Source organism: Modestobacter roseus (assembly GCF_007994135.1).
GTDB classification, from domain to species: domain Bacteria; phylum Actinomycetota; class Actinomycetes; order Mycobacteriales; family Geodermatophilaceae; genus Modestobacter; species Modestobacter roseus.
In genome coordinates, this window is the sequence record NZ_VLKF01000001.1 from 2,183,609 (window position 1) to 2,206,327 (window position 22,719).

Consider the following 22,719-nt stretch of genomic DNA (forward strand, 5'->3'; position numbering starts at 1 on the left):
GGACGGTGGGTCAGCGGTCCAGCGGGTTGGCGCGCACGCGCTCGGCGAACCCGCCGGCCACGAACTGGCCGGCGAGGGAATCGGGCTTGCGGCGGGCCTGCGCGGTGAAGCAGCCGACGAACTCCTCGGCCAGCCCGAGCCGGGGGTGGCGGGCGAGCACCTCGGTACGGACGTCGGCCGGCCAGTCCTCGGGCCGGCGCCCGGAGACGTCCAGTCCGGTGGCCAGCTCCAGCAGGTGACCCTCGGGGTCGGCGTCGACGTCGACCTCCGGCCACATGTGCCGGACGATCACCTCGGAGACCCGGCGCCGCCGGTCGGGGTCCCAGCCCGCACCGGCGGCGAACGCCCAGGCAACCGCGCCCCCGGCCTCCTCGAACGGCTCGGTGACGCTGTCGAAGACCGGCACCAGGCCGAGGTCGTGCAGCATCGCGGCGACGTACAGCAGCTCGGCGTCGAAGCCGATGCCGCGGGCCCGGCCGTACTCGGCGGCCCAGAGGTAGGAGCGGTCGCAGTGGGCGAGCAGCGAAGGCGAGGAGAACGCCGCGGTCACCGCACGGGCGGCGCGGGCGACGGCGGAGTCGGGTACCAGGACGACGAGGGGCACGGACAGCAGTCTCGCCGCCGTCCGTGCCCCTCGTCCCGCCGGTCCCGGCCCGATGGCAGGAACCCTGCGGAGGTCGGCAGGGTGACCTGCCGTTCCTCCGCTACCGGGGTCAGCCCCGGCGAGCGGTGCCCTTGGTGCCGCCGCTCTTGCCGCGGTTGGTCATCGACGAGATCGCGCTCTTGATCTTCGCCTGGTTCTGCGGCTTGCGGGCCTCGTCCATCGCCTTCTTGGCCACGCCTGCCTTGGTGAGCTTGCTCATCAGCCCCATGGCTGCCTCCTCGTGTCGCTGCGGTCGTTGCCCGAGTGGGTGCCCTGGAACGGCCAGGCCAACCACGGGGCGGCGATGCGAGGTGCGTCCGTCAGCCGGCGGCGGCCGGGCGGGCGCCCTCCCCGGCCCCGGCACCGTCCTCGTCGCCCTCGCCGCTGTCCCGGGCGAGCAGGTAGGTCGCCCCACCGAGCAGCGCCCCCGCCAGCACCGACAGCACGACGACGACCGGGGTGCTGATCGGCCCGACCACCGCGGTCAGCAGGGACCGGGACTGCGAGGTGGGGTCGGCCAGCACCACCCCGACGAAGACGGCGACCAGCGTCCCGGCGATCCCGGCGAACAGGTGCGCCCCGCGACCGGCCAGCCCGATCCGGGCAGCCAACACCCGCGCGGCGCGCACGATCCGGCCCGCGCGCAGCACCCGGAGCGCGCCGACCGTCCGGATCAGCCGGAGCACCTGGACCGGCCCGACCGCGAGCACGATCGCCAGCAGCACCCCGCCGGTGAGCAGCAGCATCCCCCGGTGACCGCGGATCCAGGCCCGCTTGTCCTCGGCCACCCACAGGAGCACGACCGACTCGGCGACCAGCACCAGGCCGCTCAGCACGTCGACCGCCCGGCCGGCGGTGCCCAGCGTGCCCCCGGCGAAGGTCAGGAACATCGCCGGGATGGAGGCCAGCGCGGCGATCAGCACCGGGAGCGCCAGCCGCCGTTCCCAGCGTTCCTCGCGGCTCATCGCTGCACGGTAACCGCGGCGGGCCCGGAGCCGTTGCAGGTCACATCCAGCCCGGACCTACCGTGGGTCGCATGCAGACCCCTTCGCGCAACCGCGCCGTCGTCGCCACCACGAGCGGCCCGGTCGACGTCCTCACCGACGTCGAGCTCGACGTCCCCACCCCCGGCCCGCGTGACCTGCTGGTCGACGTCCGCGCCGTCTCGGTCAACCCGGTCGACGTGAAGCTGCGGGGCGGCGCCCTGCCCGGCGACGGCGGCCCGCAGGTCCTCGGCTACGACGCCGCCGGGGTCGTGCTCGCGGTGGGCGAGGAGGTCACCGCCTTCACCGTGGGCGACGAGGTGTACTACGCCGGTTCCATCGCCCGGCCGGGGTCGAACCAGCAGGTCCAGCTGGTCGACGAGCGGGTCGCCGGGCACAAGCCCACCTCCCTCGACTTCGCCGAGGCCGCCGCGCTGCCGCTCACCACGATCACCGCCTGGGAGACGCTGTTCGAGCGCTGGCGGCTGTCCGCGGACAGCACCGGCACGTTGCTGGTCATGGGGGCCGCGGGCGGCGTCGGCTCCATCCTCGTGCAGCTCGCGCGGCAGCTCACCGGCCTCACCGTGATCGCCGCGGTGGGCCGCCCGGAGTCCCGCGAGTGGATCAGCGGGCTCGGCGCGCACCACGTCGTCGACCGCAACGACCTGCTCGCGCAGGTCGCCGAGATCGCCCCGCGCGGCGTCGACCTGGTGTTCAGCCCCTTCTCGGCGGGGATGGTCGACACCTACACGCAGGTGATGGCCGTCGGCGGCTCGGTGGTCGCCATCGACGAGCCCGAGGGCGTGGACACCCTGCCGCTGAAGTGGAAGAGCCAGGGCTGGCACTGGGAGTTCATGTTCAGCCGGGTGCTGCACGACCCGGAGAGCACCGCCCACCGGGAGCTGCTCGACGAGGTGGCCCGGCTGGTGGACGCCGGCACGCTGCGCACCACGCTCGGCACCCGGCTGTCGCCGATCGACGCCGCGACCCTGCAGGAAGCGCACCGGCAGCTGGAGTCCTCGGCCACGATCGGCAAGGTCGTGCTCGCCGCGGAGTGATGCACACGGAGTGACCCGTCCCGCCGGTGCTCTGCCGCCCACGAGGCAACGCGAGCAGCAGAGCACCGGCGCCGCCGTCAGGACGACGGGGTCAGGGCGCGGACCCGCTCGATCAGCTCGTCCTTCGCCACCTGCATGAACCCCTCCGGGTCGGGGCCGGCGTTCTGGAAGACGATGTGGTCGAAGCCGGCGTCGACGTAGGGCTGCGCCTGCTGCACGTGCCGGTCGAGGTCCGGGCCGCAGGAGAACTGGCCCTTGATGTCCTCGGCGGTCACCGTGCTGCTGGCGGCGTCGAAGTTGACCGGGTTGGGCAGCTCGCTCATCACCTTCCAGCCCGACAGCGCCCAGCGGCTGGTCTTCAGCGCCTCCTGCGCGGCCGCGTCCTCGTCGGGCGCCCAGGCCATCGGCACCTCGCAGTACTTGGGGCCGCTGCCGCCGTGCTCGGCGTAGGCCTGCACCAGCTCAGGCTTCGGCTCGGTCGCGAACAGGCCGCTGCCGTACTTCGCGGCGAGCTTCGAGGCGCCGGGCCCGCCGCTGGCCACCGCGATCACCGGCAGCTGGTCGGGCAGGTCGAAGACGCGAGCGTCCTCCAGGGTCAGGTACTCGCCCTCGTAGGACTGGTAGCCGCCCTGCCAGAGCAGGTTGATGATCTCCAGGGCCTCGCGGAGCATGTGGTGCCGGATCCGGACCGCGGGCCAGCCACCGCCGACGACGTGCTCGTTGAGCCGCTCCCCGGCGCCGATGCCGAGGGTGAACCGGTTGCCGGAGATGAGCTGCATGGTCGCCGCGGCCTGGGCGATGATCGCCGGGTGGTACCGGACGGTCGGGCAGGTGACCCCGGTGGCCAGCCCGATCCGCTCGGTCTTCGCGGCCATCGAGCCGAGCATCGACCAGGTGAACCCGCTGTGCCCCTGCTCCTCCAGCCACGGGTGGTAGTGGTCGCTGAGCTCGACGAAGTCGAAGCCGGCCTCCTCGGCCGCCACCGTCTGCTCGATGATCTGCATGGGGCTGAACGCCTCGGTGGCGAGCTTGTAACCGACCTGCATCGGGGTTGTCCCTCCGTCGTCTCCGCTGTCGCCTGCCCTCGTGCCCGAGGGCCGCGCAGCGGAAACGGCGGCCCGTGCGTCAGCCGGCCGTGACGGCGGCCAGCGCCCGCGCACCCAGCCGGGCGCCCCACTCCTCGGCCCGCTGCTCCTCCCCCGGCGCCAGCGGGCCGGTCGTGTCGAGGACGAGGAAGTGCTCGGCCGGCGCGATCGACGCACCGCCGTGCGCGCCGAGCAGCTTCTCCTCGGTGCGCGCGGCGTGGTCCAGCCGGGTCAGGAACCGCGGGTGGTCCATCCGGGTGTCGAACGCGCCGACGTGCGTCCCCCCTGCCTCGAACTGCACCCGGCCCAGCCACTCGCGCAGCCCGGTGTGCGGCGAGGACACCTGCGCCCCGCGGTTCACCGCATCCTCGCGCGTGCTGGGGCGGGGCATCGCCATCGCGTGGTTGGGCCCGCCGACGACGAGCAGCGCCACGTCCCGGCCGACCGTCTCCGGCGCACCCGCGGCCGGCACCGCCTCGGCGGGCAGCTGGGTCGCCAGGCCGCGGGCGATCGCCCGGGCGATCGTCTCCGCGTTGCCGAACAGGGACTCGTAGACGACGAGAGCACGCACCGGGACCTCCGAGCTGGGCATCGCCCGCCGCCCACCGGCGGGCATCGCCGAGCGTCGTCCGACTGGGTCGTCCAGGAGCCGGGCACAGCGTCCTGGCAGGCGGGGTCGGAGGTCCCGTCAGCCGCCGACCAGCGCCCAGTCCTCGGCGGCGACGTCGTCGGCCTCGGCCCGGGTGAGCTCGCCGACGTCGACCAGGCGGTCGAGCACGTGCGCCTGCCGTGCTGCGGCCCGCTCCGGGTGGACCAGCGGGTCGTAGGCGCTGGGCGCCTGCAGCAGCCCGGCCAGCAGGCTGGCCTGCGCCCAGCTGAGCTCACCGGGCGCCAGCCCGAAGTAGCCCTGCGCGGCGTCGACCACCCCGGTGAAGCCGTGACCGAGGTAGGCGTCGTCGAGGTACATCCGCAGCAGGTCCTCCTTGGACCACGCGGCGTCCAGCTTGAGCGCGAGCACCACCGCGGAGACGCGGTCCAGCACTCCCGCCTCGCCGTCCTCGTAGACGTTCTTGGCCAGCTGCTGGTCGAGCGTCGACCCGCCCAGGTCCTCCCCGGTCACCGCACCGATGGGCGCCCGCAGCGCGCCCCGCCAGTCGACGCCGATGTGGTGCTCGAAGTGGCTGTCCTCGGTGGCCAGCACCGCCGCGACGACCCGGTCGGGCAGCTCACCCTCCAGCGGCGTGGCGTCGGCGGCGGCCAGCCGCTCGGTGACCCGCTCGCGCGCGTCGCCGACGCCCGGGGTCACCACCCAGGCCACGCCGAGGACGGCGACGCCGAGCACGGCCAGCGCGGCCGCAGCGGCGACCAGCCGGCGCAGCAGCCGGGCCCACCAGGGGCGCTTCCGCGCTCCCGCCGGGCCCGACCGCATCGTGCCGTCGAACCCCTGGCCGTCCTCCTGCCGGTGGCGGGAGGCGGTCGGGTGGGCTGCCAGCACGGGGTTCTCCTCGGTCGGTGCGGTGGACGATCCCAGTCCACCCCGTCCACCGCTGCGCGCGCATCCGCCCGACGGGTGATCATCCGCCGTTCCCGGGTGCGACTCCAGGCTGATCGTGCAACCGGCGGGGTAAACGGGGTGCGCGCTCCCTGGTCAGCGCGTTGACTGCACCGGCTGCGCAGCGCCACCCCTCCCCCGACCGAGAAGAGAAAGGACCATGGAGCAGATCAACGGACGCCTGCTGAGCTGGGCGTCCATCCTGGAGCCGAGCACCCGCGAGCAGGCCGAGCGCACGGCGACGATGCCGTTCATCCAGCCGTACCTCGCGCTGATGCCCGACGCCCACCTGGGCAAGGGGGCCACCGTCGGCTCGGTCATCCCGACCGAGGGCGCGATCATCCCGGCCGCGGTCGGGGTCGACATCGGCTGCGGCATGATGGCCGTGCGCACCCAGTTCGACGCCGCCGACCTGACGGGTGCGGACCTCGGCGTCCTGCACGGCTGGATCTCCCGCGCCGTCCCGCTGTCGGCCGGCCGGTACAACACGAGCGTCAGCGCCACCGCCGAACCGCGCATCGCGGAGCTGCGGGCGATGACGGGCGCCGACCAGGCCGACGGCGTGGTCGGCAACTGGCCGCTGCAGCTGGGCTCGCTCGGCTCGGGCAACCACTTCATCGAGGTGTCGCTGGACGAGCAGGACCGGGTCTGGCTCTTCCTGCACTCCGGCTCGCGCGGCGTGGGCAACAAGCTGGCGTCGGTGCACATCCGCCGGGCGCAGGAGGAGTGCCGGGCGCAGGGCATCGAGCTGCCCGACCGGGACCTCGCGTACCTGGTCGAGGGGACGCCGGAGTTCGACGCCTACATCACCGCACTGCGGTGGGCGCAGCGGTTCGCCTACCTGAACCGCGAGGAGATGATGGACCGCGTCGTCGAGCAGACGGGTCGGTTCCTCCGGGACGACGTCCAGCGGCTGGAGACGGTGAACTGCCACCACAACTACACCGAGCGCGAGCGGCACCAGGGGCGCGACGTGTGGCTGTCCCGCAAGGGCGCGATCAGCGCGCGGGCGGGGCAGGCCGGGCTCATCCCCGGGTCGATGGGGACGGCGTCCTACGTCGTCGAGGGACTGGGCAACGAAGCGGCGCTGCTGTCATCCCCGCACGGTGCGGGTCGGAACCACTCGCGGAACGCGGCCCGGCGGCTGTTCAACCGGGCCGACCTGGAGCAGCGGATGGCCGGCATCGCGTGGGGGCACTCGGACGCGTTCCTCGACGAGCACCCCGACGCCTACAAGGACATCGACGTCGTCATGCGCGACGCCGCCGACCTGGTGTCGATCCGGCACACCCTGCGCCAGGTGGTGAACGTCAAGGGCGACTAGCGCCCTGCCTTCCGCGGAAATGGCCATTTCTGCCCCTCCTCCGAGGGGCGGAAATGGCCATTTCCGGCCCTCAGAGGGAAGCGGCGAGGCGGTCGAGGAAGACGACCTGGCCCTTCACCAGCTTGGTGCGGGCGGCGTCGAGGTCGAACCAGGCGGCGCGGTCGATCTCGGGGAACTCCTGCAGGCGGCCCGACCGCGGCGGCCACTCCAGGGTGAAGGTGTTGCTCACCGCGGCGTCGGCGTCCAGGTCGCCCTCGGCGGCCCAGACGGTGAGCACCTTGCCGCTGGTCACCCGGGCCTCGCCGAGCGGAGTGAAGTCCTGGGCGGGCACCGGCGACCCGAGCTCCTCGGCGAACTCGCGCAGCGCGACGGCGAGCGGCTCCTCGTCGGGCTCCAGCTCGCCCTTCGGGATCGACCAGCCGCCGTCGTCCTTCCGCGCCCAGAACGGCCCGCCCATGTGGCCGATCAGCACCTCCGGGCCGGCCGGCCCGGCGCGGTGGAGCAGGATCCCGGCGCTGCGTCTGGTCGGCACCGGCCCAGTGTCAGGTGTGCAGCCAGGGCGTGATGAACCCGGGCCCGCCCTCCGGGGTGCAGCGCAGACGGACCAGCCCGACCGGCACACCGTCGAGCAGGAACCGCCCCAGCTCGTCGGTGTCCTCGGTCAGCGTGCCGTCGGTGTGCTCGAGGACGACGCGGGCCGGCTGCGCGGGGCTGAGCTCCCCGACGAGCCGTCGGGTGGCGCCCTCGGCCAGCACCTCGACGTCCAGCCGCAGGTCACCGGCGCTGAAGGTGAGCAGCCGGACGTCGTCGCCGGCGGTGCGGACGGCGCGGGCCACCTCGTGCGAGTCGGCGGTCAGCTCGGCGAGCTCGGCGTCGACGGTGCGCCAGGTCAGGGACTGCCGGGCGAACTCGAGCAAGTCCGTCGGCACCGGGTCGCGGTCGCGGGCCACCCGGGCCAGGTCGTGCAGCAGCCGCTCGTCGGCGGCGTCGTCGTGCTCGGGCACCCTGCCCCCTCCCCCGTCAGGACCGGTCATGGACGCCCACCTCCGCCAGGTCGCGGCGCAACTTCTCCAGGCAGCGGCGTCGCGTGGGCCCGATGCTGCCGATCGGCATGCCCAGCAGCTCGGACACCTCGGTGTAGCTCAGCGGCGGCTCGGCCAGCAGCACGCCGAGCAGCTCGCGGCAACGGCCGGTGGTGTTCCGCAGCGCATGCCACACGGCGGTGTCCCGCTCCGCAGTGACCAGCCGGGAGGACACCTCCGGCCCGTCGTCGGGCGTCAGGTCGAGCAGCTCCGGCTCGCGCGCCGTCTCGCGCCCGGACCGGCGGATCACTCTGAGGCACTCGTGCCGGGCGGTGGTGGCGAGCCAGGCACCGACCCGCTCGGGCTCGCGCAGCCGCGGCAGGTGCTCGACCAGCCGCAGCCATGTCGTCTGGAACACGTCGGCGGCGTCGTCTCCCTGCAGGCGGTGGGCCCGTGCCACCGCCCACACCAGGTTGCCGAACCGCTCGACGAGCCCGTTCCACGCGGCCTGGTCGCCCGCCGCGGCGGCGCGGACCAGCGCGGCGACGTCGGTCGCCGGCGAGCCGGTCATGCGGCGTCCCGGCAGCGGCGAACCGCGCGTCCGGGGGCGCGGCGGGGCGGAGAGCATGCAGCACAGAGCACGACCGACGGCGCCTGATACACCCGCCTGCTCATGCGCCCACGCAGAGGAACGCCGCCCCGGTGGCGGCGTCCGCGTCGGATCCGGCGCGAGCCCGGGCGACGGCGGCGGCGAGCGCCGCGGGCACGCTCGCACCCGCGAGCAGCTCGCGGTGCAGGTCGAGCATCAGCGGCGCGGTCTCGGCGTCAGGCACCTGCAGCACCGGCGCCACCACCGAGCGCACGCCCATCGACAGCAGGGTCGCGGCCAGGCCGAGCAGCTCACCGCCGGCCAGGACGGCGGCGGCCCCGGTCTCGCAGGCCGACAGCACGGCGACCTCGGGCGGGTGCTGCAGCCGCTCCAGGTCGTAGCCGGTGAGCGGCCCGTCGGCGAGGTCGACGGCGGAGAACTGCGGGTTGTCGCCGCGGAACCGGCCGTGCGCGGCGAGGTGCACCAGCCGCGCGCCGGACGCCGCGGTGAGCACGTCGGCCACCCGGGCGTCGTCGCCGGCCAGCACCCGGGCGCCTGGGCGCAGGTCGGCCAGCGCCTTCACCTCGGGCTCGGCGTGCGCGAGCCCCGGCCCGGCGGCGAGCACCACCGCGCCGTTCCCGGCCGGCACCGACCGGGCGCGCTGCCACAGGGTCGCCGACGGGGACACCGAGAAGGCGCGCCCCGCGCAGGTGGGCAGCACGCCCCACGGCAGCGCGTGCAGCTGCTCGGTCGGGACGACGACCAGGTCGCGGTCGCCCAGCTCCGCGGACAGCGGCGCGAGCAGCTGGGCGTCGAGCCGGGCGGCAGCGGCCTCCAGCCGGCGCCGCAGCCCGGGTGCCGGGTCGACTCCCGGGGCGGCCATCCGGCGCAGCGCGTGGAAGAGGTGGTGCAGCTCCCGGGTGACCGCCGCGGTCTCGCCGAGCCGGTGCAGCCGGAACCGCCCGCCGACGGCGACCACCGCGACGAGCCGGCCGTCGCACTCGGCGAACTCGACCAGCGCCCGGTCGTCCAGCGCGGTGTGCAGCCGGCCGGCGTCCAGATCGGGCCGGACACCCCGGCCGTCGCCGCTGGTGTGCCGCACCGCCTGCCGGATGCGCTCCTCCAGCCGGGCCTGCCGGCGGGCCAGCTCCGGTGCGGCCCGGCCTTCGGTCGCGGTGTCCTGGCGCTCCCGGACGACGGTGCGCAGCTCGGCCAGCGCCTGCTCGGTGTCCTCGTCGTCGGGCGGGTGCACCGGCGGGTGCAGGAGGGCGGCGGCCCGGGTTCGTTCGGCCCAGCGCCACACCAGCTCGGGCCGGCCGCCGTCGAGGGCCAGCCGGAGCCCGGTGGACGCGAGTTCGGCGACGTGCGCGGACGCGGCCGCCCGCAGGTCGGTGGCCCCGAGGGTGGCGCGGTGGTCGTCGGCCAGGTCGAGGCCGCGGGCGACGGCGCGCAGTGCCCCCGCGCGGTCCCCTCGGCCTCGGCGGAGCAGGGCCTCGGCGTGCCAGCCCAGCTGGCGGTGCCAGACCGTGCCCGACCGGCGCGCCCGGCTGACCGGTTCCAGGTGCTGCTGGGCCCGGGCACGGGTGGTCGCCCGCTGGCCGGCACGGAGCCGGGCCTGGAGGGCGGCCTCCGGCCAGCCGGCGCGCTCCAGCCGGTCGGCCGCGCGGCGGTAGCCGGCCTCGGTCACCGAGTCCGGGTCCTGGGCCGCGCAGGCGAGGACGACGGTCCAGTGCGCCAGCGCGGCCCAGCCGGTGCGGCGCTGCCGGGTGAGCGCCCGAGCGGCCTGGTCGGCGAGAGTCTGGGCGGTGGCCGGGTCGCCGTCGGCGAGCGCGGCCTGGGCCAGCCGGAGGCGCGCCTCGGCGAGCTCGGCGGGTTCGCGGCGGGCGGTGGCGGCGTCGACGGCGCGCTGGGCGGCTCGGCGGGCCTCGGCGGTCAGCCCGGCGGCGAGCAGCAGCTCGCATCGATCCCGCCAGAGCTCGCCGGGGACCTCGCGGTGCCGGACGTAGCCGGCCTCCGCCTCGTCGTACCGGGTCAGGGCCAGCGGGACCTGACCCCGTAGTGCGGCGACATAGCCGAGGTTGTGCGCGGTGATCGCCCGGTGCATGTCCGACGCCGAGCTGCCGAGGAGCCGGTCGGCCTCGATGAAGTCCCGCTCGGCCTCGCGGGCCCGGCCGAGCAACAGGTGCACGACGCCACGATTCCCCACCAGCATCGCGAGGCTTCGCAGGTCACCGTCATGCCGGACCAGCGGGAGTGCCTGGTCGTACGCTTCCAGCGCATCGCTCCACTGCCCGAGCGTCTCCAGCACCATGGCCCGCTCACGCAGGACCGGGCCGACGTTCGGATCACCCGGGCTCAGCACCGGCACCCGGTTGAGTTCCTGGACAGCCGCCTGCCGACGGCCGCAGCGGGCATGCACGTAGGCGAGCTGACACCGGGCCCGAGCGGTCACGCCCTCGGCACCGGATCGGGCGCCATGACGAACGGCATGTCTCAGGTGTCGGGCGGCCGAATCGCTGTCGGCCATGTGCCCCGCGACCAGCCCGAGCACGCGCTCACACACCGAGGCGACAGCCCAGTCACATTGGGTCTGTGCCAGAACGAGGCCGCGTTCGGCGGCGGACTTGGCGGCGACCGGGTCTGTGAGGTAGCCACGCAGGGCCTCGTCGGCGAGGTCGCCAGCTACAGACATGGGCACTCCCATCTGACGTCCGAATGAGCCTAGGGGTTCGAGTTCCCAGGTCACGGATGTATCAGGTCGGTTCTCCGCCCCTCCTGTCCCCCGGCGCGTGCGTTGAGTGACGCCGCGCTGCAAGTCACCAGCTCATCGGTCCGTTGGTCTCAGCCACCCCGCTGTTCACACGGTGGCTGATGGCTGATGCCACGGTCACCTCGGAGCCCTGCCCATCTCCACCCACAGGAGGAAGTCGTGCCCGCTGCTCTCGTCGTCGACCGATCCGTCCCGCGCGTCCGGGAGGTGCTCGGCCGCTCCGCCGGATGGACTCGGGTCGGCTCCCGCCTCCGCCGCATCCACCTGCCCGACCAGGAGTTCGCCGACGTCCGCCGACGGTGCGCCGGGGTCGACGAGGACCGGGTGATGACGGTCCGGATCACCGGCCAGCCGATGCGGTACAACGGCGACGGCGCCGCGCTGCCCACGCTGGCCGAACTGCGCGACCGGCGAGACCAGCCGGGTGGCAACTGGACCGGTGAGGGCGTGCTGGTCGGCAGCGTCGACACCGGCGTCCAGCAGCACCTGTGGCTCTCCGGCGGCTACCTGTCCGCCCCCGCCGACTTCGAGGCGCCCACCGGTACGGCGCCGGGCCTGCAGGTGGGGCACGGCACCTTCATCACCGGGCTGGTGCTGCAGCAGGCACCGGCCGCCGGCGTCTGGGTGGAGAAGGCGCTGGCCGCCGACGGGCAGGCGCTGTCCAGCGTGGTCGCCGACGCGGCGATGCAGCTGGCCCGCCGCGGCGTGCACGTGCTGAACCTGTCGCTGGGCTGCTTCGCCGACGACCCGAACGCCCGCGAGGTCATGCAGCAGCTGGTCGACGACCTGCACGAGGTGAACCCCGAGCTGGTGATCGTCACCGCGGCGGGCAACCTCGGCGGGCCGGGCGAGCCGGCGACCCCGCAGGACTTCTGGCCGGCGGCCCTGGACGACGTCGTCGCCGTGGGGTCGGTCGACTCCCCCACCTCGACCGGCTGGTCGGCGTGGAGCAACCGCGGCCCGTGGGTCGACCTCGCCGCGCCGGGGCACGAGCTGCTGAGCACGTTCGTCGACGGCACGCTGACCGACGCCGACGGGACCGCCCAGACCTACACCGGCTGGGCGCGCTGGTCGGGCACGTCGTTCGCCGCGGCCGTGGTGGCCGGCGCGATCGCCCGGCTGATGACCGGTCGCCGGCCGATCACCGCACGGGAGGCCGTCGCGGCCCTCCGCAGTGGCGCGTACGGCACCGGCTGGACGGCACCGGAGGAGGGCGTGCCCGCCGTTCCGGTGGTGCGGCTGGCCACCTGGGACGAGCAGCAGGCCGACACGGCGGTCGCCTGATCTCCGCACGCGATCAGGTATCAGCGGCCGCCGAGCCGGCTCTGTGCCCGTGACGCAGCCCTGACCCCGCTGCGTCGACCCGTGACGGCTGCCGGGGCCCACACCACGGGGGTGGGCCCCGTCAGTCGGTGGTCGGCCAGGGACGCTCGTCGCTGATGCCCAGGTCGACATCGCAGGTGCGGTCGGGGTCGATCTGCTGCGGCCGGAAGAAGACGGTGGAGGCGGTGACGTCGTCGCCGAACGCCTCCGGCGCCTGGACGTCGGCCGCGGTGGCCGGGTCGGTGAGGACGGCGGTGTCCTGCGGGGTGATCTGGAACCGCATGATCCGGGTGAACTGGCAGGCCTCGGAGACGAAGCCGATGGAGAAGCTGATCGGCGGTCGGTCCTGGCCGCGGACGATGTTGTCCAGCCCGCCGGCGCCGGTGGAGCCCTCGACCAGGGTGATCGCGCCGTCGCCGTCCTGCAGTTCGTCGCTGCTGCTCTGCTGGTGCGTGTGCCCGGAGACGGTCAGCCGGACGTCGTTCTCCAGCACCTCGCGCACCTCCTCCGCAGCGACCGGCTCGTGGAGGGCGAACACGTCGATCGGCGTGGTGTCGATGGCCTCGTCGGTGCGGGTGGCCGTGCTCGACGCCTCCGGCGGCGGCTGGCTGCCGTCGGCCACCGGGCTGCCGTCCGCGGGCGGCGCAGTGGCCGTGGTCGCCGGGTCGTCGGTCGTCGCCGCCACGGCCGTCGGGTCGGCGACCTCGAGGGCCTCCTGCACAGCCCGCCGCTGGAGCGGCTCGACGACGGACGGCGCGTCGGCGCCGTACTCACCGGGGCCCCCGTACACCCGGGGGTCGGGGAGGCCGGCGATGGTGAGCCCGAAGGCGTCGACGAGCCCCGCGGAGACGTCGAAACCGTCGGAGGTGGCGGTCTTGCTGCCGAGCACGGTGACGCCGGGGATCGAGCGCATGACCTGCTCGGTCTCCGGGGAGTCGTGGTTGCCGGCGACCCAGAGCATCGGGGTCTCGGCGGTGACGGCCCGCAGCGCGTCGAGGTAGCCGGGCGTCAGCTCGAAGGCGGGCCCGAAGGCACCCTCGTCACCGGTGTTGATGATCAGGTCGACGTCGTAGGTGGCGGCGTACTGGGCGACCAGCGGGTAGTTCGCCGCCAGGTGCATGTCGGAGATGTACATGATCTGCAGCGCCGGCTGCGGGGTCTGGTCGTCCTCGACCTGCGACTGCAGCTCGGCCTGGATGCCGACGATCGAGCCGAGCACGTCGAGCGCCTTGGAACGCTGGGTGTAGTACTGGCTCAGCTGGTCGGGGAAGAGCTGCGCCGCGGCGAGCGAGCCGGTCAGGCGGGACTCACGGACCCAGTCGGGGTTGTAGCTGACGACGCCGTAGACCGTGACGGCGGCCAGGGCGAGCCCGGCCGCGCCCAGCTGCCGCGCGCGGTAGCGGAGTTCGGACGGCCGGCGGGGACGGCCGCGCAGGTACCGGACCGACATGTTGATCGCGGCCGCGACGGCCAACCCGACTGCGAGGCCGATGAGGAACTCGGCGAGCAGCCAGGTCGCGATGCGGGGCACCTGGGCGGCGAAGTCGGCCTGCAGCCGTTCGACGAAGGCGGGCAGGTTGCCCTCGGCGGCGCGGGTGATCTGGAGGACATCGACGTCCTCCGGGGAGATGTGCACCCCGAAGGGGAGGCCGACAAAGTCGGGGAACTCCCAGCTACCCAGGGTGGTGTCGGCCGACAGCACCGGGCGGCTGAAGAGGCTGCCCTGGACCTCGAACGGGATGCCCTGCACCGTGGCGTGGTACGGGAACGCCTGGAGCGCGGCGGCGGCGCCGAGCAGCGGCAGCGCGATCCGGAGCACCCAGCGCATGACCACGCTCAGCACGCGGGCGGCGACGTCCCGAGCCCGACCGAGCCGCTGGCGGGCCCGCTCCCCGCGGGTCGGTGGGAACGGGAGCGGGAGCTGATCGCCGGGCTGGTGAGACATCGCGATCATTGTCCGTGGCCGGACGACGGTTCGCCGCAACGACGCGAGGACGTAACTGAACCGACGCGCGTGCTCGGGGCGAACGTGGTGGGACGCCCCGCTCCCCTGTTCCCGGAGCGGGGCGTTCCCCGGGGCTGTCCACAGATCGGGTGACGGCGGCGGCGGTGAGGTCGTCGAGCTGCGTAGTCTCCCGGCAACTGTGCGCAGGCACTCGGGAGGACGACGGATGCGGCGGGTTCGACTGGTGGCGGCGCTCACCATCGGTGCGGCGGTGCTCGCCGGCTGCTCGGGTGGGCAGCAGGCCAACGAGACGCTGCCGTCGGCGAGCAGCACGACGGCGACCGCGGAGGCACTGCCACCCCTGGGGCCGCCGGACTTCCCGATGCCCGACGAGGCGCGGGAGATGACCCCCGAGGGAGCCGAAGCCGGCCTCCGCTACTACCTCGACCTGATCACGCACCAGGCCGGCGTGAGTGGCGAGCCACTTCGTGATCTCAGCCGTGACTGCGAGTTCTGCACCTTCATCGCCAACCGGTACGACGAGGACGCCGCCGCCGGTTACAGCTACCGCGGCGGAGAACTCACTGTGGAAGGTATGAGCAGGCCCGCAGTCAACGGTTCAACCGCGGAATTCTCTCTCAGTCTGACCCAAGCAGCTGTCGACATCTTGGATGCGAACAACGCTCCCGTGCCCGGTCGTGGTCAAGCTGCAGCCGAACGCCTCAACACTGGGGCGCGGATGACTTGGAGCAGTCAGCAAGAGTATTGGGTAATGAATCAGATCATCGTAAACAGCTGATGAAGCACTTGCTCAGCATTCTGGCTCTGCTCGTTGTCGCACTATTCCCTTCTGCTGCCGTGGCAGCGCCTTGCGAACTCATCTTTTGTTCCACACCTGATCCCGATGTGACCCTGAACGACGGCGCAGTGACAGCCAACTATGTCGATGGAGTACCGGGCCAACGACTGCGTTCTGCCACCAACCGCCAACCGATCACTGAGTTCAAATACAGGCTCGTACGCCCGTGTGATTTCACCGACGAAACACTAGGCGGCTGCGAACAAGGAATTGAGCCATGCCCCGATTCCCCGGACCGAGTTCTGGCTGAGTACTACGTACTCAGTCAGAGAATCGCGCAGCCCGATCGACGCCCACTCGCCGATCTAGAGCCCGAGTCGGACGTTCCCACCGGGGCTCCCTACGGCGGCGAGATCAACGAGGGCCTGTCCTGCGTCGACGTGACGGACCTGAATCCGCCGCCGTCGCCGGATGAGGTGTTCCGCTACTTCCAGACGCTGCCGCTGCCGCACCTGGAGACGCGGCAGCAGCCACCGGGCAACGCGCTCACCGGGCTGCCGGTCATCTTCTACACCGACAGCCCGTCGACCCAGACCTTCACCGTCGACATCCGCGGCTTCGAGGTCGTCATCGTCGCCACCGCCACCGGCTACAGCTGGCACACCGGCGACGGCACCACCCTGACGACCGACCACCCCGGCGCGCCCTACCCCGACCAGTCGATCACCCACGAGTACGGCTCGGGCGACTACACGGCCAGCCTCACCACCACCTGGGGTGGCACCTTCTCCGTCGACGGCGGCGTCCAGGCCGACATCCCCGGCACCACGACCACCGAGGGCCCACCGGTGAGCTTCACCGTGCTGCAGGCCCGCCCGGTCCTGACCAACCCTTACGACTAGGGGTCGGCGAACCTGGTGCTCCGCTCACGGGGGGTGAGCAGAGCACCAGATCCCCGACCCCACCACCGTCAGGCGCTCGCCGGCGCCTGGTCTCAGTGGATGCAGCTCGTGTCGGTCGCCGTCCGCTCGTTGGTCTCCAGACCGGCGGACGCCGGCGCCTCGACGGTGACCGGCTGGCCGACGCCCTCGAAGTCGCCGCCGATGACCAGCTGCACGGCACCCACCGGGATGCTGTCGTCGACGGCCACCGCCGCGCCGGGCACCTGGCCGACCACCAGTGCGGCCGCGGCCTCGTCCCCGGTGCGGTGCCGCACCGTCGTCGTCCCGGTGCTGGCCGCGTTGCCGCCGCTGCTCGCCTGGAAGCCGCCGGCCGTCAGCGCGGTCGCCGCCGTCGCCGCGGCGCCCGAGACACCGGAGCCGTTGAGCACGCTGACGGTCACCGCCGACGGCGCCAGGGCCGGCGCGGCGCTGGACGGCGCGGGCGGCGGCGCGGGCGCCGGGTCCGCGGTCAGTGTCGCGAAGAAGTCGTTGACCACCGCCTGGCTCGGCGGCTTGAGCACGTCGGCGCCGTCGACCTTGGCGTCGGTGAGCCCGGGGATGGTCTGGAAGGAGAGGCTGCCCGGGTCCACGTTCTGCATCTGCGCGGCCAGGTCGAACACGTTCAGGCCCTCGTCGAAGGTGATGCTGCTGCCCACCTGCTCGACGATCGCCTGCTGCTTGCCCAGGTCCAGCAGCAGGTTGGAGCTGAGCACGTTGCGCAGCATCCCGGCGATGTACACCTGCTGCCGCACCACCCGGTCCAGGTCCGACCGCAGCCCGTGCCGCTGCCGGACGAACGACAGCGCGTCGGTGCCGGAGATGGTCTGCACGCCGGCCGGGAAGTCCGCACCGGAGTAGGAGTCCTGCGTCGCCGCGCAGAGGTTGACCTCCACGCCGCCGACGATGGTGCTCAGGTTGATGAAGCCGAGCAGGTTGACCTCGGCGAAGTGGTCGATGCGCAGCCCGGTGAACTGGCTGACCGTCTGCACCAGCAGCTGCGCCCCGGCGGCGTCCTTCTCCACCTCGCCACCCGATGCGGCGTTGTACCCGCGCGCATAGGCGGAGTTCAGCCGGGCCTTGCCGTAGCCGGGGATCGACACGTAGGTGTCCCGCGGCAGCGAGACGAACGACGCGGCCGATCCGTCGGCCGGCACGTGCACCAGCATCATCGAGTCGGTGTTGAGCACCCCGTCGGCGTCGCCGGTGCTGAACAGCGCCTTCTGCTCATCGGTCAGCCCCTTGCGGGAGTCCATCCCGACCAGCAGCAGGTTCATCGCCGCCCCGGCGTGCGCGCCGCCGTTCACGTCGGAGTTGCCATCATCGGGGATGGCGTCGGTGCGGCTGACGCTCGCCTCGGCGACCCGGGCCAGGTTCCAGCCCCAGCCGCTGCCGGCCAGCAGCAGCACGCTGAACACCGCGGCGAGCGACCGCACCACCACCGCAGCCCGCCGGGAGCCACGCCCCGCACCGTCGCCACGTGCCCCGCTGCCGGGGGGCCGGCCCACGCGTGGGTCCAGCCGCGCCGGCAGGGGACGCTGCTCGTCCCGGCTCATCGCACACCCCGGTCACGCCGGCCGAGGGCACGCCCACCGAGCAGGCCGGGACACGTCACGGGGAGGGAGCAGCGCACCCACAGGAGGCTGCCAGCCCGGAGCCGCCGTTCGGCTGAGGGACGGGCGCGCCGCGACTCGCCCGCCACAGCAGGAACAGCAGCCACGACCAGGTCGACGGTTCAGCCGACGACCACGTCACCGGTGCCGTTGGGCACCAGCTCCACCCAGGTGTTGCCGGCCTGCAACTGCACGGGCATCCCGTCGGGCCCGGTGAGGATGATCCGGTCGGCGACGCCGGCCTTCGTCCACGTTGCCTGCACGGTGTGCCCGCCGGTGGCGACCACCGCGGCGCCGGTGCCGGTCAGCACCGTCTCGGGCACCGGGTTGCCCGCCGGGTCGGTGAAGCTGGTGTTCTGCACGTCCACCCGCAGCACGACGACGTTCACCGCCCGCAGCGGCGTCCCGTCCGCCTCGACCGCCGGGGTGCTGCCCTCGGCCCGCACCCACCGGCCGTCCGGCGGGCTCCACGTCCACTGCGGACGGCCCACCCCCGACAGCTTCAACTGCAGCGTGGTCGCCGGGGTCCCGCCGACGACGGCCGTCGGCTGACCGTCCGGGGCGGCGGTCTCGAACTGGGGCGGCGGCGCGGCCAGGTGACCGGCGTCGGCCTGGGCGACCAGAGCGGCCGGGTCGGCGTAGACGTTGTGCGGCGCCGAACGGGTGCTGAGCCGCGAGAAGCCGGGGGCGCCGGCGTCCTGGCTGATGATCTGCAGGCCGGCGGCCGCGGCGGCGTCGATGAACGGCCGCTGCCCGCCGGAGAAGGCGAACAGCCCGTGCAGCGGGCCGGCGATCGCCGCGTCCATCGGCCGCACCGAGCGCACCGGCCCGATCTGCGGCGGCAGCGTCGAGTGGTAGACGGCGACGAAGCGGGTGATGCCGCCCTCGACGACCTCCTCCCAGACCATGTCGGCGGCGTTGAGCCCGGTCTGCGGTCGCGCAGCCACCGAGTTCTCGATCTTCACCGCGAGCGCCGGGCGGGGTGGCACCTCACCGCTCTCCACCCCCGTCAGCGGCCAGAGCACCGGCGGCGGAGGCGGCGGGGGTGGGGTGGACGACGTCGGCGCCGGCTCCGCGACCGGCTCGGTGCCCCCGCCGCCGCAGCCGACCGTGCCGGCGAGCACTGCTCCGATCAGCAGGGCGGCGCGGAGGGCTCGACGGGGACGCCGGACGGCGAGGTGGTGCACGGTGGAGCCTGCTCTCGGTCGACGACGCGGTGGATCGGTGCCCACGCTAGGTCGGCGGACCGCCGCCAGGGGGCAGGACGCACGCCCCCCGCCTCACGCGGCCCACCCGCCCCGGACGACGGGCCCGGAGACACCGGCGCCCCGCCACCCGGGTGGGCGGCGGGGCGCTGGAGTGCGTCGCTCAGCGACCGCTGAAGGCGGCGACGCCGAACTGCTGCACGCCGTCCTCGTCCTCCTGGACGAGCACCGTGTAGGCGGAGCCGCCGATGATCGCGCTGCAGATGTCGCCGTGGCACTCCACGGTCGACACCTCGGCGCCCTGCGACTGCACCGACTGGCGGAACGCCGCCTCGGTGTCGGCGTTGCGGTCGGCGATCCGGTCGCGCCACAGGATCAGCCCGGTGATCGCCACCGCGACGACGATCACCGCCACCATCAGGGCGATCAGCGTGCCGGTGTGCCGGCTGACCCAGCCCGGGTCGCCCTCCTCGCCGGTGGCCGGGTCGTGGGCACCCGCGGTGTCGGGGGTCTGGTCGGCCGTGGGGCCGTCGTCGTGCCGGCGGCGGTCGCCCCCGGCTGCCCGGGGGTGTTCTCGGGCGTGCTCGTGCCGTCGGTGCTCATGGTGGAGTGCCTCGTCCTGTCGGGTACCGGGTTCGCGCGCGCGACCGGCCAGGCCGCGGTGCCTGCCGTGCGTCGTCGTCAGTGCGCGACGATCCCACACCCCGCTGTGGGCCACGGAGCACCGGCGTCGGACGTCGATGACCCAGCGGATCCAGACTCTTCGCCGACGAGAGGCAGCGGCCGCACGCCGGCCGTCTGACGGCGGAGCGGTGGAAACCTGTCGCCTGCGGTGGACCGGTACGGGCAGGCTGCGCCCCGTGTTCTTCGACGAGCGGGTCGCCGCCACCTACGACGACGACGGCATGTCCGCGCCGGAGGTGGTGGATCCGGCGGTCGACCTGCTGGCCGAGCTCGCCGACGGCGGGCCCGCGCTGGAGCTCGCCGTCGGTACCGGCCGGATCGCGCTGCCGCTGGCCGCCCGCGGCGTCCCGGTGAGCGGCATCGACACCTCCGCACCGATGCTCGCCCGGCTCCGCGCGAAGCCCGGCGCCGACGCCGTCCGCGCCACCGAGGGCGACATGACCACCGCGCGGGTGCCGGGCACCTTCTCGCTGGTCTACCTGGTGTTCAACACGATCATGAACGTGACCAGCCAGGACGGGCAGGTCGCCGTCTTCGGCAACGCTGCCGCGCACCTCGGGCCGGGCGGGCGGTTCGTGGTCGAGGTGATGGTGCCGGCGCTGCAGCGGCTGCCGCCCGGGGAGACGGTGCGCGCGTTCACGCTCACCGACGAGCACCTGGGCTTCGACGAGTACGACGTCGTCACCCAGAGGCTGGTCTCGCACCACCACCGCGTCGGCGAGGGCGTGCTCCGGGTGCCGTTCCGCTACGTGTGGCCGGCCGAACTGGACCTGATGGCCCGGCTGGCCGGCATGGAGCTGGAGCACCGCTGGGCCGGCTGGGACCGCGCGCCGTTCACCGCGGCCAGCACCGCGCACGTGTCGGTCTACCGACGCCCCTGACGGTCAGGGCCGGGTGCGCAGGGTGGCCCGCTTGAGCCGCATGATCAGCCGCATCCCGCCGGAGCGGCCCAGTTCACGCTGCCGCTGCTGCAGCTGGGCGCCCAGCTCCTCCAGCCGCCGCTCCCCGAGGGCGTGCGACTGCGGGAACATCCGCTCCTCCTCCTCGAAGGTGTGGTGCCGCAGCGTCGACTCCAGCATCCGCACTTCGGTGGTGAACTCCGGGTCGTCCAGCGCCAGGCGCATCACCACCGCCAGCTGGTCGTCGATCTGGCGGTGCTCGGCGTGCGCGAGCGACAGCAGCGGGGAGACGTCGACGACGGCCGGGTAGAACAGCTCGTCCTCGATCTGGGTGTGCACCTCCAGCTCCCGCAGCAGCTCGTCGCGCAGCTCCCGCCGCCGGTCGGTCTGCCCGTCGCTGGTCTCCGCGAGGTCGCGGAGCAGGCCCCGCAGCACGTCGTGGTGGGCGGTGAGCACCTCGTCGGCCTTCATCGGGACGCCTCCTCGACCGTGGTGACCGCCGTCTCGCTGCGCCAGTGCGCCCGGCGGCGGATCTCGACCTGCCCGTCGCGGACCCGGGTGTCGAAGCAGGGCAGCGGCGCGGTCGACGGCCCCTGCGCCGGTTCGCCGTCCGCCAGCGAGAACCGCGACCCGTGCCAGGGGCAGACCAGCTCGCCGCGGTGCAGCCAGCCCTCCCCCATCGGCGCGCCCAGGTGCGGGCACCGGCCGCCGACGGCCCGCACCCCGCCGTCGGTGGCGACCAGCACGACCGGCACGCCGTCGACGTCGACACCGACCGGCTCGCCGTCGGGCAGGTCGGCCGCCGCGGCGACCCGGGTGAACCGGCGCGGCTCGTTGCTCCGCTCGCTGTGGTCGACGCCCAGCCGGTGCCGGTAGGACAGCTCCCCGCCGAGGAAGCCGCCGGCCACGGTGAACGCGAAGCCGGCGGCGGCGGTGACCCGGGCCCGCACCGCGCGCCCGCGGGACCGGTCGGCGAACGACCAGGTGTAGAGGCCCAGTGCGGTGGAGTTGACGGCGGCGTGGACGAGGCCGACCCGCCGGGCGCCGTCGTGGGCGTGCTGCCAGTCGGTGAGCCCGGTGGCGGCCGAGGCGACGGCGCCGCTGATGCCCAGCCCGACGACGGCGCGGGCGGCCTGGCCGGTCGCCGGCCCACCCCGGCCCGCGACGTCCAGGCCGTCCAGCAGCAGCGCGCTGCTCCACGCCCCGATCGGCACGGTGACCAGCACCGGGTGCAGCGGGTGGCCCAGCCACACGCCGTGCAGCAGGTCCTGCAGCGGCCGCGCCCACCGGCCGGTGAGCAGGAAGGTCAGCGCGACGCCGTGCTCGACCTGGTAGCCCGGCGCGTCGAGGTCCTCCCACCGCTCGATCGCGCCGGTGGCCCGCTCGAGCAGCCCGCGCACCCTCATCGGGCCGCTCCCCGGCCGGCGGGCGGGCGGGAATGGGCAGCGGGTTCAGCCATGGTGCCCGCGTGCCCAACCGGCGGGTGTCGCAACCGCGGACCAGTGGGTCAGCGCACCGCGGCGGCGTCCCCGGCGAGCCACTCCCCGAAAGTGGCGCGCCCGCGGTCGGCGTCCGGCCCGGGGAGCAGCCCGCCCGCGCGCATCCGCCGGCCCAGCTCCCCCGGCAGCGGCACCCGGACGACCCGGCGGCGCTGACCGGTGGCCGCGAGCCAGCGCCGCACCAGGTCGGCGAGCTCGGCCTCCTCCGGGCCACCGAGGTCGGTCGCCCGCCCGCTCGGCCCGGCCTCGGCCAGCGCGACCAGCGCCGCACCGACCTCGCTCGCCGCCACCGTGCAGACCCGGCCGGCCGGCACCGCGACGACCGGGCCGATCCCCGTCCGCTGGACCAGCTGCGCCGCGAACTCGTGGAACTGGGTGGCCCGCAACACCGTCCACGGCACCGGCCCCGCGGTCACCAGCCGTTCCTGGGCGACCTTGCCGGCGTAGTAGCCGCGGCGCGCGCCGTCGACGCCGACGATGGACAGCGCCAGGTGGTGCCCGACCCCGGCGTCCTGCTCAGCGGCGAGCAGCTTCCCGGTGGCGCGGGTGCAGAAGTCGACGGCGGGCCGGGTCCGGGTCGTCAGCACGCTGGTCACGTCGACGACGACGTCGGCGCCGGTGAGCGCCTCGGCCAGGCCCGCTCCGGTGGTGACGTCCTGCCCGGTGCCGCGCGACATCGGGACGACGCTGTGCCCGGCCGCCCGGGCGTGCGCGACGACGTGCCGGCCGACCACCCCGGTGGCCCCGGCGATGGCGATCCTCAGCTGCTGCGGTGGTGTCATGCCCTC

At 74.1% G+C, this 22,719-nt stretch carries 24 protein-coding genes; 7 read left to right on the top strand and 17 right to left on the bottom strand.

Annotation, left to right across the window (positions count from 1 at the left end; all coding sequences use genetic code 11):
• Positions 1-10: 10 nt before the first annotated feature.
• The 3 genes from JD78_RS10365 to JD78_RS10375 all read right to left on the bottom strand — a co-directional run bounded on the left by JD78_RS10365 (position 11) and on the right by JD78_RS10375 (position 1,608).
• Complete coding sequence (locus tag JD78_RS10365; protein ID WP_166521118.1) at positions 11-604, bottom strand: HD domain-containing protein; 594 nt, start codon at positions 602-604, stop codon at positions 11-13.
• 109 nt (positions 605-713) lie between these two features.
• The gene (locus tag JD78_RS10370; RefSeq protein ID WP_166521119.1) at positions 714-872 is read right to left on the bottom strand and encodes a hypothetical protein; all 159 of its coding nucleotides are present in this window, start codon (positions 870-872) and stop codon (positions 714-716) included.
• A gap of 91 nt (positions 873-963) precedes the next feature.
• Positions 964-1,608, bottom strand: coding sequence for a hypothetical protein (locus tag JD78_RS10375; RefSeq protein ID WP_166521120.1), 645 nt, complete (start codon positions 1,606-1,608; stop codon positions 964-966).
• A gap of 71 nt (positions 1,609-1,679) precedes the next feature.
• Between JD78_RS10375 and JD78_RS10380 the strand changes: the two genes are divergently transcribed.
• Entirely contained in the window at positions 1,680-2,684 is a 1,005-nt protein-coding gene (locus JD78_RS10380) for a zinc-binding alcohol dehydrogenase family protein (protein ID WP_153361968.1), read from the top strand.
• A gap of 77 nt (positions 2,685-2,761) precedes the next feature.
• Here JD78_RS10380 and JD78_RS10385 read toward each other — a convergent pair whose 3' ends face one another.
• The 3 genes from JD78_RS10385 to JD78_RS10395 all read right to left on the bottom strand — a co-directional run bounded on the left by JD78_RS10385 (position 2,762) and on the right by JD78_RS10395 (position 5,264).
• On the bottom strand, positions 2,762-3,730 hold the full coding sequence (locus JD78_RS10385) for a TIGR03557 family F420-dependent LLM class oxidoreductase (protein WP_153361969.1): 969 nt from the start codon (positions 3,728-3,730) through the stop codon (positions 2,762-2,764).
• A 79-nt stretch (positions 3,731-3,809) separates the two neighbouring features.
• Entirely contained in the window at positions 3,810-4,361 is a 552-nt protein-coding gene (locus JD78_RS10390; protein WP_166521121.1) for a flavodoxin, read from the bottom strand.
• Between the two features lie 96 nt (positions 4,362-4,457).
• On the bottom strand, positions 4,458-5,264 hold the full coding sequence (locus JD78_RS10395) for a biosynthetic peptidoglycan transglycosylase (protein ID WP_153361970.1): 807 nt from the start codon (positions 5,262-5,264) through the stop codon (positions 4,458-4,460).
• Between the two features lie 217 nt (positions 5,265-5,481).
• Between JD78_RS10395 and JD78_RS10400 the strand changes: the two genes are divergently transcribed.
• On the top strand, positions 5,482-6,645 hold the full coding sequence (locus tag JD78_RS10400; protein ID WP_153361971.1) for an RtcB family protein: 1,164 nt from the start codon (positions 5,482-5,484) through the stop codon (positions 6,643-6,645).
• Positions 6,646-6,715: 70 nt separating this feature from the next.
• Here JD78_RS10400 and JD78_RS10405 read toward each other — a convergent pair whose 3' ends face one another.
• From JD78_RS10405 to JD78_RS10420, 4 genes are all read right to left on the bottom strand, one after another.
• On the bottom strand, positions 6,716-7,177 hold the full coding sequence (locus JD78_RS10405) for an NUDIX hydrolase (RefSeq protein WP_153361972.1): 462 nt from the start codon (positions 7,175-7,177) through the stop codon (positions 6,716-6,718).
• Between the two features lie 10 nt (positions 7,178-7,187).
• Positions 7,188-7,679: a hypothetical protein gene (locus tag JD78_RS10410; RefSeq protein WP_153361973.1), complete on the bottom strand. Its 492-nt coding sequence runs from the start codon at positions 7,677-7,679 to the stop codon at positions 7,188-7,190.
• Entirely contained in the window at positions 7,666-8,238 is a 573-nt protein-coding gene (locus JD78_RS10415) for an RNA polymerase sigma factor (protein ID WP_153361974.1), read from the bottom strand. Before JD78_RS10415 ends, JD78_RS10410 begins: the two co-directional genes overlap by 14 nt.
• Before the next feature lie 100 nt (positions 8,239-8,338).
• The gene (locus JD78_RS10420) at positions 8,339-10,444 is read right to left on the bottom strand and encodes a CHAT domain-containing protein (protein WP_153361975.1); all 2,106 of its coding nucleotides are present in this window, start codon (positions 10,442-10,444) and stop codon (positions 8,339-8,341) included.
• On the opposite strand from JD78_RS10420, the gene JD78_RS10425 reads away from it, so the two are divergent.
• Both JD78_RS10425 and JD78_RS10430 read left to right on the top strand, forming a co-directional pair.
• Positions 10,439-10,975 (top strand): hypothetical protein, encoded by a 537-nt coding sequence (locus tag JD78_RS10425; RefSeq protein ID WP_153361976.1) that lies wholly within the window; start codon positions 10,439-10,441, stop codon positions 10,973-10,975. The genes JD78_RS10420 and JD78_RS10425 overlap by 6 nt on opposite strands.
• Before the next feature lie 210 nt (positions 10,976-11,185).
• On the top strand, positions 11,186-12,310 hold the full coding sequence (locus tag JD78_RS10430) for a S8 family peptidase (protein ID WP_166521122.1): 1,125 nt from the start codon (positions 11,186-11,188) through the stop codon (positions 12,308-12,310).
• Positions 12,311-12,431: 121 nt separating this feature from the next.
• Here JD78_RS10430 and JD78_RS10435 read toward each other — a convergent pair whose 3' ends face one another.
• Entirely contained in the window at positions 12,432-14,294 is a 1,863-nt protein-coding gene (locus JD78_RS10435) for a metallophosphoesterase family protein (RefSeq protein ID WP_153361978.1), read from the bottom strand.
• A 244-nt stretch (positions 14,295-14,538) separates the two neighbouring features.
• Between JD78_RS10435 and JD78_RS10440 the strand changes: the two genes are divergently transcribed.
• Positions 14,539-15,093, top strand: a complete 555-nt coding sequence (locus JD78_RS10440) for a DUF6318 family protein (RefSeq protein WP_153361979.1) — start codon at positions 14,539-14,541, stop codon at positions 15,091-15,093.
• Between the two features lie 440 nt (positions 15,094-15,533).
• Positions 15,534-15,995 carry a hypothetical protein gene (locus JD78_RS22175; protein WP_243731020.1) on the top strand — a complete coding sequence of 154 codons (462 nt, stop codon included), beginning with the start codon at positions 15,534-15,536 and terminating at the stop codon, positions 15,993-15,995.
• A gap of 92 nt (positions 15,996-16,087) precedes the next feature.
• Here JD78_RS22175 and JD78_RS10450 read toward each other — a convergent pair whose 3' ends face one another.
• The 3 genes from JD78_RS10450 to JD78_RS10460 all read right to left on the bottom strand — a co-directional run bounded on the left by JD78_RS10450 (position 16,088) and on the right by JD78_RS10460 (position 19,567).
• Positions 16,088-17,539: an LCP family protein gene (locus tag JD78_RS10450; protein ID WP_243731021.1), complete on the bottom strand. Its 1,452-nt coding sequence runs from the start codon at positions 17,537-17,539 to the stop codon at positions 16,088-16,090.
• A 227-nt stretch (positions 17,540-17,766) separates the two neighbouring features.
• Positions 17,767-18,831: a DUF3048 domain-containing protein gene (locus tag JD78_RS10455; protein WP_166521123.1), complete on the bottom strand. Its 1,065-nt coding sequence runs from the start codon at positions 18,829-18,831 to the stop codon at positions 17,767-17,769.
• A 181-nt stretch (positions 18,832-19,012) separates the two neighbouring features.
• Entirely contained in the window at positions 19,013-19,567 is a 555-nt protein-coding gene (locus JD78_RS10460; protein ID WP_166521124.1) for a hypothetical protein, read from the bottom strand.
• A gap of 142 nt (positions 19,568-19,709) precedes the next feature.
• On the opposite strand from JD78_RS10460, the gene JD78_RS10465 reads away from it, so the two are divergent.
• Complete coding sequence (locus JD78_RS10465) at positions 19,710-20,414, top strand: class I SAM-dependent DNA methyltransferase (RefSeq protein ID WP_228395360.1); 705 nt, start codon at positions 19,710-19,712, stop codon at positions 20,412-20,414.
• 3 nt (positions 20,415-20,417) lie between these two features.
• On the opposite strand, the gene JD78_RS10470 is transcribed toward JD78_RS10465, so the two are convergent.
• The 3 genes from JD78_RS10470 to JD78_RS10480 all read right to left on the bottom strand — a co-directional run bounded on the left by JD78_RS10470 (position 20,418) and on the right by JD78_RS10480 (position 22,713).
• Complete coding sequence (locus JD78_RS10470; protein WP_153361984.1) at positions 20,418-20,903, bottom strand: hemerythrin domain-containing protein; 486 nt, start codon at positions 20,901-20,903, stop codon at positions 20,418-20,420.
• The gene (locus JD78_RS10475) at positions 20,900-21,838 is read right to left on the bottom strand and encodes a Rieske (2Fe-2S) protein (protein ID WP_153361985.1); all 939 of its coding nucleotides are present in this window, start codon (positions 21,836-21,838) and stop codon (positions 20,900-20,902) included. The genes JD78_RS10470 and JD78_RS10475 overlap by 4 nt, the downstream gene beginning before the upstream one ends.
• A 101-nt stretch (positions 21,839-21,939) precedes the next feature.
• Positions 21,940-22,713, bottom strand: a complete 774-nt coding sequence (locus JD78_RS10480; RefSeq protein WP_153361986.1) for an SDR family oxidoreductase — start codon at positions 22,711-22,713, stop codon at positions 21,940-21,942.
• Positions 22,714-22,719 lie beyond the last annotated feature (6 nt).